The sequence below is a fragment of the Acinetobacter uliginosus genome, from assembly GCF_044130295.1.
Classification (GTDB): domain Bacteria; phylum Pseudomonadota; class Gammaproteobacteria; order Pseudomonadales; family Moraxellaceae; genus Acinetobacter.
In genome coordinates this window covers 1-11688 of the sequence record NZ_JBIQOC010000028.1, presented here as the reverse complement: position 1 = coordinate 11688, position 11688 = coordinate 1, and the positions used below count along the sequence as shown (strand labels likewise).

At 43.1% G+C, this 11688-nt stretch carries 12 protein-coding genes and 4 tRNA genes; all 16 read left to right on the top strand.

All coding sequences use genetic code 11. The annotated features are described in order from the left end of the window. Position 1 precedes the first annotated feature (1 nt). Positions 2 to 781 (top strand): uroporphyrinogen-III synthase, encoded by a 780-nt coding sequence (locus tag ACE01T_RS07265; protein WP_395519017.1) that lies wholly within the window; start codon positions 2 to 4, stop codon positions 779 to 781. After that, on the top strand, positions 778 to 1620 hold the full coding sequence (locus ACE01T_RS07260; protein ID WP_180174540.1) for a hypothetical protein: 843 nt from the start codon (positions 778 to 780) through the stop codon (positions 1618 to 1620). Before ACE01T_RS07265 ends, ACE01T_RS07260 begins: the two co-directional genes overlap by 4 nt. Positions 1621 to 1627: 7 nt before the next feature. Beyond that, entirely contained in the window at positions 1628 to 2821 is a 1194-nt protein-coding gene (locus ACE01T_RS07255; protein ID WP_166170672.1) for a heme biosynthesis protein HemY, read from the top strand. A gap of 11 nt (positions 2822 to 2832) precedes the next feature. Next, entirely contained in the window at positions 2833 to 3267 is a 435-nt protein-coding gene (locus ACE01T_RS07250; RefSeq protein ID WP_086196447.1) for an acyl-CoA thioesterase, read from the top strand. Positions 3268 to 3406: 139 nt separating this feature from the next. Continuing rightward, a complete protein-coding gene (locus ACE01T_RS07245) occupies positions 3407 to 3733 on the top strand; it encodes an H-NS histone family protein (RefSeq protein WP_086196446.1) in 327 nt (108 codons plus the stop codon). Positions 3734 to 3917: 184 nt separating this feature from the next. Beyond that, positions 3918 to 4661, top strand: a complete 744-nt coding sequence (gene gspN, locus ACE01T_RS07240; protein WP_180042014.1) for a type II secretion system protein N — start codon at positions 3918 to 3920, stop codon at positions 4659 to 4661. Between the two features lie 2 nt (positions 4662 to 4663). After that, complete coding sequence (locus tag ACE01T_RS07235) at positions 4664 to 5506, top strand: type II secretion system protein N (protein ID WP_180042016.1); 843 nt, start codon at positions 4664 to 4666, stop codon at positions 5504 to 5506. 43 nt (positions 5507 to 5549) lie between these two features. Continuing rightward, positions 5550 to 7811: a type II secretion system secretin GspD gene (gene gspD, locus ACE01T_RS07230; protein WP_180174539.1), complete on the top strand. Its 2262-nt coding sequence runs from the start codon at positions 5550 to 5552 to the stop codon at positions 7809 to 7811. Between the two features lie 69 nt (positions 7812 to 7880). Then, positions 7881 to 8564, top strand: coding sequence for an FHA domain-containing protein (locus ACE01T_RS07225; protein ID WP_180174538.1), 684 nt, complete (start codon positions 7881 to 7883; stop codon positions 8562 to 8564). An 85-nt stretch (positions 8565 to 8649) separates the two neighbouring features. Further along, a complete protein-coding gene (locus ACE01T_RS07220) occupies positions 8650 to 9321 on the top strand; it encodes a phosphoglycolate phosphatase (protein WP_180174537.1) in 672 nt (223 codons plus the stop codon). 114 nt (positions 9322 to 9435) lie between these two features. Continuing rightward, positions 9436 to 10929: an anthranilate synthase component I gene (gene trpE / locus ACE01T_RS07215; protein ID WP_395519016.1), complete on the top strand. Its 1494-nt coding sequence runs from the start codon at positions 9436 to 9438 to the stop codon at positions 10927 to 10929. A gap of 98 nt (positions 10930 to 11027) precedes the next feature. Then, positions 11028 to 11103 (top strand) — tRNA-Thr (locus tag ACE01T_RS07210). A gap of 54 nt (positions 11104 to 11157) precedes the next feature. Next, a tRNA-Tyr gene (locus ACE01T_RS07205) sits at positions 11158 to 11241 on the top strand. 38 nt (positions 11242 to 11279) lie between these two features. Then, positions 11280 to 11355 (top strand) — tRNA-Gly (locus ACE01T_RS07200). A 15-nt stretch (positions 11356 to 11370) separates the two neighbouring features. Further along, positions 11371 to 11445, top strand: a tRNA-Thr gene (locus ACE01T_RS07195). A gap of 147 nt (positions 11446 to 11592) precedes the next feature. Continuing rightward, positions 11593 to 11688 (top strand): GTP-binding protein (locus tag ACE01T_RS07190; RefSeq protein WP_079393000.1); only part of this gene is annotated, 96 nt, incomplete at its 3' end.

Here is an 11688-nt window from a genome sequence, read left to right as displayed (position 1 = left end):
TATGCTGTTTATCAATACACGTCCGCAGGACCGTGCAGAAAGTTTGAGTCATGCCTTACGTATGGCTCAAATTGAGGTGTTGGATTTACCTTTATTGCAATTGCTGCCTCGACCCTGGTCAGCTGACTTGTCTGAACTTTATCAGCAATTGCCTGCTGCTCAGGTGATTGTGGTGGTGAGTCCCACGGCCGTGCAAATCGGCATGGATTATTTAAAACAATCATGCATAACGCTGGATCAGCTTAAACATATTCAGTGGATTGCGGTCGGGGATCGCACTGCTCAGGCTCTGGCACAATATGGTATTTCTGCCGAAGTCCCCAAAGTTGAAACATCGGAAGGAATGTTACAGCTTCCTATTTTACAAACCCTCAATTCAGGTCAGTGTCTGGCTTTTTGGCGTGGTGAAGGGGGGCGGATGTTTATGATGGATCAGTTAAAACAGCAAGGCATGCGAATTCTAAATTTTGTTTTATATGAGCGCCGTTGTCCTGTATTTACTCAGCAAGATTTAGCTAATGTATTATCTTTATTAGAAAAACAAAAACAGTATGCTATGGTAGTCAGTAGCGAAGCGGGTTGGTTAAACTGGATTCAGCTCATGCAACATCAGAGGCACCTTATTGCAAGAGGGCATTATTTGGTTTTAGGGGAGCGCCTGTATCAAGTTGTTTCGAATTATAAAAAAAATCATGCAACATGTTTTAATATCACGCGACTACCTGATTTAAAAACAGATTCAATTCTGCAGAAGCTTGTTGTTGTGCAAGGGAACACATGAAGAAAATACTCATTTTATTATTTATTTTAAGTCTACTGTGGATTGCTAAATTAAGTTATGACTTATTCAATCTTACTGCACAACAAACAGAATTAAATACCAGTCTGCATCGAATCGAACAGAATAATGCAAATTTAAATGATCAATTTGTCGCTTTACAGCGCAAAGTCATGCTGACAGGAGAGTCTGCACCGGCAAGTTCGCAGGCTGCAGAGAATTTAAAAACCATTCAGGCAGCAAGTATTGATCCAGTTGTGGTGATTAAACAGCAACTAGAATTAATTGAATTTATGTTGCAGCAACAACAATTTACCGCAGCTCTGGATAAATTAACCCGTTTGGATCAAAGTCTTGAGCAATATGCCCTTGCGGCACCATTGAAGCAAAGTCTGCATCAGGTTATTGCCAAAGATCATCAGCTTATTCAGCATTTTGTCAGTGAGCGGATGGCTCAGCAAATCAAAGTGGATGCGCTTATTCAGCAACTTGATGCTGCGCTGGCCCAAGAGTTACATGCACCCCAATTAAACGCGAGCCAGGCATCGGGTAAATCTTTCTGGCAACGCTGGCTGGTGATTGAACCTGCGAAACAACCTGCTACGGCGCTTATGCAGCGTCCGTTAATTTTAAAAGAAGCGCAGCTCCGACTGCTCGTTGCGCAACAAGCCTTAAAACAGGGGCAATATTTAGAGTATCAAAAATCCCTGACTGAAATTATTCAATTATTAAATCAAATCCCCGATGAGAAGTCGCGACAGCTGATTCAGAATATCCAGAAGATCAAAGGATTTACGGCTTTGCCTACGCCTAGTTTAAATACACGTGCATTATTGGGATGATAAATTCATGAAGCAGATTTTACTGGCCTATGCTTTTATCAGCCTACTTATTATCGCAGGTTTAAGTGTTTTAAGTTATGGGTATGGCGCAGGTTATGTTTATTTATACTGGCGTGAATGGCAAATTCAAACCAATATCTGGATTATGTTTATTATTCTGGCCAGTTTAAGCCTGTTGATCCAATTATTGTGGTTGCTCATTAAACGTTATTTAACCCGGGAACAACGAAAGCTGGAAACGGTTTTTAATTTTAAAAACTTGCACCCTTATGAACAGTTGGCAGTAATTTGGTTATTAGAGGCGGCACAAGATCAACATCAATTTATTCAAAACGTCTTTTCTCAATCGGGTTTATTAAAGGGGATTATTGGTTCACGTTTGTATTGGATGCAGCAGCAATATCCCCAAGCGCTTGCCATCTTAAACCAAAGTAATGCCATGGCATTTGAATTGGCCGAAATACAGCGCATAGAAATTTACCTGTCGCAAAATGATGGTGAGCAAGCATTAACCCATCTTGAATTCTTAAATCAACATGAGCTTTCACCTTGGTTAAAAGATGTAAAAAGTGCATATGATTTAAGATTAACCAGTTTATGGGAAAAGTTTGCCATTCAGTTTCCCTGGATGTATTTACGCTCGACTAAATATGGACATCTGGGCACAGAAAAAAAACGGGAATGGTTACAGCAATTATTGGTTAATTTTGATCAGGCTAATATCGAAAGTTTGCAAAATTTGCAACAGCGCTATTTAGACTTGCAGGACCAGATTTATAGCCGTGATTATGAGATTAAAGTGTTATGGTTAAAGCTGTTATCACGTATGCCGGAAATGAGCCAGCAGCATGAAGCCTTGGTCTTACATTTACTGGATCAACAGTTTAATCAAGACGTTTTTTATTTATGGTTCCAGCAGCAATTATTAAAGCAAAGTCCGGATTATTTAATGGTTGAGCAACGAATTGACTATTGGGAAAGTAAATATCCTTCTTTACCTGTATTTGCCTTTGTGAAGTGGCATGTATATACCGCTACTGCAAGAGCGGCTGAAGCTGACCAATTGCTGGAGTTATACCCAGATAATGTGATGATGAATTATTTAAGAATTAAATCTACTTTAAAAGGTCAGGATGATTTGATTAAGCAGTTAAATTTAATTTTTGAAAATAATGCAAATTTTGTTGAAATAAAAATATAAAGGTAAGAAATATGCTCACTCTGTCCGATTATCCGGTGATTTATGATCAGTCTGTTGCTTGGGGCGATATGGATGCATTTGGGCATGTAAATAACGTGATGTATTATCGTTATATCGAAAGTGCCCGCATTTTTTATATGGATGTCTTGAATATTTTTGCACAGGATGTTTATACAGTGGTTGCTTCTAACCAATGCAAATATATTAGTCCGCTATTTTATCCAGACCAGCTTAAAATTGGTGTGCGTGTTGAGGAAATTCGTAATAGTGCCTTTCGTATGAGCTATTTATTATGGAGCGAGTCGCAACAAAAAACTGTTGCCGTGGCAGAAGCAGTGATTGTTTGTGTAAATAAGCACAACATGCTTAAAACGGAAATACCAGAAATTATTCGCCATAAAATTACAGAAATTGAGTTAAGCGTAAAACATTTAATTTTAAATTAAGGTTTTTCCAATATAGTGGGCTGTAAAATCTATTTAGCTAATTTTTATTATTTAAAAAATTCTATTGAATGTTTTAAATAATAAAAATATTATGAGCTAGTTTTAATTAAAAAAATATAAAGCCTTTTTTGGAGTTAATATGATGCCTGACATTAGTAATTTATCTGTTGAAGAGTTAAAGCGTTTACAAGTTGAAGCTGAAGCATTAATTGCTTCTAAAAATGATCAGGCAGTTGAAGATGCCTATCAGCAAATTTTGGACATTGCTGATAACGTTGGTTTAAGCATTGAACAAATTTTAGAGTTTGGTGCCACCAAACGTAAGAAAAGTACACGCAAATCTGTAGAACCACGTTATCGCAGCAAAAAGAATTCAGCAGATACTTGGACTGGTCGTGGTAAACAACCGCGCTGGTTGGTTGCAGAACTTGAAAGTGGTGCAAAATTAGAAGATTTTCTCATTTGATGGAAATATTCATCAGATAGTCATCTAATCGAATTAAATTAAAAAAACCAGGCTTTTAAGCGTGGTTTTTTTATATCTATTTTTTATCACTTGGAATTGGCGTTGAGAAAAAAGTGTGCATAATGGGGTAGAAATATAATATTCGTGTTAAGGGAAGAATAATTGACATGTGGGTCGTGGTGGGATGATTAAAAAACCCAAATATATCACCTGGTGGATTTTCTCCGTCAGCATCTTTTTAATGTTCATATTACTCCAAATTCCAGCGGCTTGGCTGATTTCAAAATTTTATAAAAACAACCAGATTTTACAAAACGTCAGCGGTAATATTTGGCAGGGGCAAGCAGATTGGCAGAAGGGTAATTTAACCGGGTCGTTGAGTTGGAAAACACGTCCTCTGGATATTTTTTTGCTGCGTTTGGGGGCAAACATAGAGTTACATAGTGGGAATACCCAGCTGGATGCTGTTGTTGGCTATGGTTTTGGCAAAAAAATAATGGTCCATGACTTGAATGGCCAGGTTGCGCCGGAAACGCTGAAACATCTGGTAGAATGGCAGTGGCCGGCCAATGCCATCCAATTGCAGGATATCAATTTTTCTTTTAAAAAAGAACAGGGTTTTGCCGGGGCTGAAGGTCAGTTGCAATGGGCGGGCGGCGAGCTGGTTTATAATTATGCCCAGCGTCAGGACCGAATGAATATTCCTTCCTTGAAAGGAAAATTGTCGGATGAAAATAATAAGCTGGTTTTTGATATCCGGGATCAGCGTGATCAAAAGCTGATGGCATTGGAACTGGATCAAAACGTGATGCTCGATCTGCGGTTGACTCAACGTCTGCTGCTGAATATCTCTTCCTATAATGGTAAAGCTGGTTTGGATACCTATGTGGTGAGTTCGCGCCAACCTTTGTTTAAAGGTGGCCTCTAATAATGAATCAGTGGTTAGAAAAAATTCAACAACTCAACTGGAAGCAGACAGATCGGATTGCTCCCTTATTTTTGGTCCTGCTGATTTTATATTTATGCTGGAAGTTGGCAAACATTTTTTGGCTGCTGGTGGCGCCGCCTCAGGTCATGCAGCTGGACCGTGTTGAGCTGGGTTCACACCAGCCACAGGTACCCAATATTTCTTCATTTGCCCTGTTTCAGGAAGCAGGTAGAACAGCTGCGGCAGAAGACACGGCTAATTTGATTTTGCAAGGTGTGGTGGTTGGTCATCCCAATCAGTTTTCCTCCGCAGTCATTAAAGTCAATGATCAGGCCGATCGCTATCAGGTGGGTGAAAATATTGCCCCGACCTCTTATCAGTTGGCTGAAGTGTACTGGGATCGGGTAGTGTTGCGTCAAAGTAATGGGACTACGCGAGAACTACAATTCAAAGGTATGGAAAATGGTCTGGATCAGAGCATTATTCCGCCTGTAGCAACAAACAGCTTACCGATGAATAATCAGACCACACCGCCTATGCCCAGTCAGGAACAAAATGCTTTAGGGCAGGCGGTGCAGAAGATACAGGAAGACCGTGATCAGTATTTAAAAGATATGGGGGTCAATGCAGCGAGTGGGGGCTATGAAGTTACGGCAAGAACGCCAGCGGCATTGCGCAGTAAGCTGGGACTGCAACCAGGTGACCGCATCATGTCTTTAAATGGACAGGCTGTGGGGCAGGGGCAAAGTGATGCCCAGCTGCTGGAACAGGCTCGACGTGAAGGTCAGGTCAAAATAGAAATAAAGCGTGGTGATCAAGTGATGACCATACAACAAAATTTTTAAGTGATGCATCGTCACCTTACAGGATTAGGAAGCACGGAACTTTATGGCTTTATTTAATCATCGTCCAGTGTGGGCTTTATTCGCGGCTGCACCCCTGATTGCTATGGTGAGTACCTCTACTCAAGCGCAAACATGGAAAATCAACTTACGAGATGCTGATTTAACTGCATTTATTAATGAAGTGGCCGATATTACCGGGAAGAATTTTGCTGTTGATCCGCGTGTGCGCGGCAATGTCACGGTCATTTCCAATAAGCCTTTAAATAAAGCCGAAGTCTACGATCTGTTTCTGGGCGTATTGAACGTGAATGGTGTGGTCGCCATTCCTTCAGGCAATACCATCAAACTGGTTCCAGATAGCAATGTCAAAAGTTCCGGTGTGCCTTTTGACAGCAAGCACCGTGCGACTGGTGATCAAATTGTCACACGGGTGATCTGGCTGGAAAATACCAACCCGAATGACCTGATTCCTGCCATCCGTCCATTGATGCCGCAATTTGCCCATTTATCGGCAGTGGCTGGAACCAATGCACTGATTGTGTCAGACCGTGCCAGTAACATTTATCAGCTGGAAACCATTATCCGTAATCTGGATGGTACCGGACAAAATGACATTGAAGCGGTGAGCCTGCAATCCAGTCAGGCTGAAGAAATGATTGGTTTGCTGGAATCTATGAGCTCTACCGGCGCAGCCAGAGATTTAAAAGGTTCCCGTATCCGCATCATTGCAGATACCCGGACCAACCGCATTGTATTGAAAGGTGACACCGCAACACGCAAACGCATCCGCCAGATGATTGAAATGCTGGATGTGCCAGCAGCAGATCGTTTGGGTGGTTTAAAAGTGTTTCGCTTAAAATATGCCAGTGCCAAAAATCTGGCGGAAATCTTACAGGGCTTGGTGTCTGGTCAGTCGTTATCCGGTTCATCCAATTCAAATAGTTCATCAAACAATAATGTGATGAACAATTCAAACAATAACAATTCGGGCAGTAGTTCATCTGGTAGCAGTTCTTCCAGTATTTCGACCCCAAGTATTAATCTGGGTGCAGGATCAAATACTAGTAATCAGAATAGCATCACCAGTTTTAATGCTAATGGCGTCAGTATTATTGCTGATGACAGCCAAAATTCATTGGTGGTGAAAGCTGATCCACAACTGATGCGTGAAATTGAATCGGCCATTCAGCAGCTGGATATCCGTCGTCAACAGGTCCTGATTGAAGCCGCCATTATTGAAGTGGAAGGCAATGATGCCGATCAGCTGGGTGTGCAGTGGGCTTTGGGTGATCTGACCAACGGCGTCGGCTTAATTAATTTTAGCAATGTCGGTGCAAGTATTGCCGAGCTTGCCGCCGGATATGTAGCCGGTGGTGCGGCAGGTGCTGCGGCCAATTTGGGAACCGGTACCTCGTTGTTACTTGGTGATTACAGGGAAAGCGATAACGGTTCACGCAAACTTTATGGCGCATTGATTCAGGCGCTAAAAAGCAAAACCAAGTCCAATCTGCTCTCGACACCTTCCATTGTCACCATGGATAATGAAGAGGCCTATATTGTAGTGGGACAGAACGTGCCGTTTGTGACCGGTTCTGCAACAACGACTTCAGCAGGGTTGAATCCTTATACCACGGTAGAACGCAAGGATGTTGGCGTCACGTTAAAAGTGGTGCCGCATATTGGGGAGGGTGGTTCGGTGCGTCTTGAAGTCGAGCAGGAAGTTTCTGCGGTACAGGACAAAGGTCAGGCCCAGGATCTGGTGACCAGCAAGCGTGCCATTAAAACCTCGATTCTGGCAGAACATGGACAGACTATTGTTTTGGGTGGCTTGATTTCCGACAACTCGATTCATAGCCGTCAGTCGGTACCGGGTTTGGGTGCAATACCTGGTTTGGGGCGTCTCTTCCGTGCCGATGCCAAATCCAATGAGAAGCGCAATTTGCTGGTCTTTATCCATCCCACGATTGTTGGAGATAAGAATGATGTGCGCCGTTTGTCGCAGCAGCGTTATAGCCAATTGTACAGCTTGCAGTTGGCCATGGATCAGGATGGTACTTTTGCCAAATTACCTGAAAATGTAGAAGATATTTATCAGCAGCGCATTCCGGTTACCTCATCGGCACCGAAAGCCTCTCCTTATCAAACATTGCCATCAGCAACCCAAAATCAGCCCAATACAGCCACATTTAGCACACCGATTGCGATAGAACCGGTAGTGCAGAAACAAAGTGTTGCTATGCCGGTGACCGAGGTTAAAAAAACCAAAAATACCGTGACCACAACCACGATTCGTTCTGGTTCTTGACAGCGTGGCTAAAGAATTGAATATTTGCCGTGATATGATGATTCAAAATCACAAAGAGAAGTGCATTTCATGACTTGGAAAATACAAGCAATTACTGGTGAATTAACGGGACAGGAAATCAGCATCGACCGTGATATGTTGGTCGGGCGCCATCAGAGTGCAGATATCGTATTGCAGGCCGGGGAAATTTCCCGTAAACATGCGGCTTTCTTGCTCAAAGACCAAGCCTTATGGCTGCAAGATTTAAACTCATCCAATGGCACCTTTGTCAATGATGTACGTATTGAACATGAAACCTTGTTAAAAGAAGGGGATATCATTCAGTTCGCAAGCCTGAAATTTTCAGTTCTAGAACCTGCTCAAGCAATAGACGTGCCGCTTGAGATTGAACAGACTGTCGCTGCATTAAATCAGGAAGGGCCAGCAGTTAAACAGCCTGTAGAAACTGAAGTGCTAAAGACCGCAGCACAGCAAATGAATGATCAGGGCATGCCTGAACTGACCGAGCGCGATGCCAGCGTTCAGCTGAGTCGTGATGGTATGCCACAAGGGGTTGCCATCCCGAAACCTGCACCTATTCCTGAAGGTGTAGACTTGAGTACAATTCCCGAGAAGCAAATACCTATCGCGGTTGAAACACCGGTATCACGTGTAGAGCAAGTCAAGGAAGAGCAGAAAAATGCATCGGTGGGCCTAATCTCCATTGTTGTATTGATTATCCTTGCAATCATTGCCTGGTTGTTCTTTAAATAAGCCTGCACGCGACATACAATAAAGGCATGCAATCGCATGCCTTTATTGTATCTGTGCGGTCGAAATCAATCATAAGAGGGAAATGATGTCTGTAGCAAAACTTGCAAGCCGTAAACTGATTTTATTTGACTTGGATGGTACCTTGGTTGACTCGGCATCAGATTTATACCGGGCCATGAACATGAGTCTCAATGTCTTGCAATTGCCGACCGTGACTGAGCAACAGGTGCGTACCTGGATCGGTAAGGGCACCTCTGTTTTTTGCCATAGCACTTTGCAATATCTTACCGGAAAGGTCGATCCTGCACAGCATCAGCAATTATTGGCGACTTTTTTAAGTATTTATAATGCAGATCCCTGTGTGGATACCCAGCCTTTTAAAGGGGTAGTCGAATTTCTTGACTGGGGTTTAAGCTGCAATAAGCAAATGATTTGTGTCACCAATAAACCGGAACAGCCGGCACGTGCGATTGTTGAAGCCTTGGGGTTGAATCATTATTTTGTCGATGTGATTGGTGGGGACCGTTTTGAAGAGCGTAAACCTCATCCACGGCAACTGCTGTTTTGTGTTGATGAATATAATGTCACTGCGGCAGAAACCTTAATGATTGGTGACTCTAGTAATGATGTCGAAGCAGCAAGACGTGCGGGAGTTGATTGTATTGTGGTGAGCTATGGCTATAATCATGGTGAAGATATTCATGATTGCCAGCCGCAACAAGTGGTTGATGATTTAACAGAATTACTTGCGCAATAAGTGAAAATTAAGGATAGTGGAATGAGAAATTGTATGGTTTTTCGATGGCGAAACTAAGTCAGATTACAGGAAAACAAACTTAAACCAGCCATATCGAAAACATAGAGAATACTCATGACAACTCAAGCTCAATTCGAACAGTTAAAATCTGAGGGTTATAACCTGATTCCGGTTTATCGTCAGCGTTTGGCCGATACCGAAACTCCATTATCCGTATTTGCACGTCTGAAAGACCACAGTCAGGCCTATCTGTTTGAATCGGTCGAGGGAGGAGAGAACTGGGCACGTTATTCCATTATCGGTTTGGGTGAGTCCACTGTTTTTTCATGCAACCGCGGTGTATTAACCGTTCAGCAGGTGGATGGTTCTGTTGATACTCAGTCATGTAGCGACCCATTTCAGTATATCCGTGATTTTCAGGCGCAGTTCCATGTGCCGATGCAAAAAGATTTGCCTGATTTACCGAGTTTCACCGGGGGGCTGGTGGGCTATTTTGGCTATGATTCGGTACGCTATATTGAACCGCGCCTAAAAAATGTGCCTGAAGCCGATCCGGTCGGTTTGCCGGATATCTGGATGATGCTGTCTAAAACCGTCATTGTGTTTGATAACTTAAAAGACACCTTGTTCCTGATTGTACATGCAGATGCAAATGATCCCGAGGCCTATGCCAAAGCCCTGGCTCAATTGGATGAACTGGAAAATACGCTGGCAACCCCGATCAGCCTGCAAGCCAAAAAACATACCGCTCCCCATTTTGAGTCTTTAACCGGGCATGACAAGTTTATCGAGTCGATTGCCAAGGTGAAGGAATATATTAAAGCGGGCGATGTCATGCAGGTAGTGCCGGGGCATCGTATGGTCTCGGACTTCGATGGCGAGCCTTTACAGGTCTATCGTGCCTTGCGTCATCTGAATCCATCACCGTATCTGTTTCTGGTTCAAGGGCGGACTTTAGATAATCAAAAGCCATTTCATATCGTAGGATCTTCACCTGAGATTTTATCGCGTCTGGAAAATGGCATTGCGACTGTGCGTCCTTTGGCCGGGACGCGTCCACGTGGTAAAACCAAAGAAGAAGATTTGGCGCTTGAGCAAGATCTGCTTTCTGATGAAAAAGAGATTGCTGAACATTTGATGCTGATTGACCTGGGGCGTAACGATGTTGGGCGTGTGTCAAAAATCGGTAAAGTGCAGGTCACGGATAAGATGGTGATCGAACGTTATTCGCATGTCATGCATATTGTCTCGAATGTGCAGGGTGAAGTTCGCGATGATGTCGATGCGCTGGATGTGTTTAAAGCCACTTTCCCGGCAGGTACGCTTTCGGGTGCACCAAAAATCCGTGCCATGGAAATTATTGACGAAGTCGAGCCGGTCAAACGCGGAATTTTTGGAGGGGCTGTGGGTTATTTAGGCTGGCATGGTGAAATGGACATGTCGATTGCCATTCGAACCTGTGTGATTCGTGAAAATAAGGTCTATGTTCAGGCTGGCGCAGGTCTGGTTTATGACTCAAATCCTGAATCTGAGTGGAATGAAACCCAAATAAAAGCTCGCGCAGTGATCAAAGCGGTTGAATTATCGTCAAACGGATTGATTTTATGAGTTTTTGACGGTTTTTTTGAAAAAAACACTTGCACGGATTCTAAGTTTTGCTAAACTGCACACCGTTCCGATACGAAACGTACGAAACACTAAGAAACGCCGGCATAGCTCAGTTGGTAGAGCAACTGACTTGTAATCAGTAGGTCCACAGTTCGAATCCGTGTGCCGGCACCATCTTAGAAGTTTGGGTAGTGGGGTAAAAGAACAACACTGAAGTAAGTGTAAAATGGTGAGATTCCCGAGCGGTCAAAGGGAACAGACTGTAACTCTGTCGCGTAAGCTTCGAAGGTTCGAATCCTTCTCTCACCACCAATTTTAAGACTTCGATAAGTGGTTTATACCAACATCGTGCGGGAGTAGCTCAGTTGGTAGAGCGGTAGCCTTCCAAGCTACATGTCGCGAGTTCGACCCTCGTCTCCCGCTCCATTGAAGTTTTTATTTGCTCTTATAGCTCAGTGGTAGAGCACTCCCTTGGTAAGGGAGAGGTCTCGAGTTCAAATCTCGATAAGAGCTCCAGATACAGTTTGGCAACTTTGTTGCAAAGATTTTAAAAAGCAGGCTTATTAGTCTGCTTTTCAAGTATTGGGTGTTTGATTTTTTAAACGACATGTCGGAGCTGGGTTTTACTCAGGATTGTGTTCGACGTAAACGAGGAAGATGAACATGGCTAAGGCTAAGTTTGAACGTAACAAGCCACACGTAAACGTGGGCACAATTGGTCACGTCGACCATGGTAAAACTACTTTAACTGCTGCGATT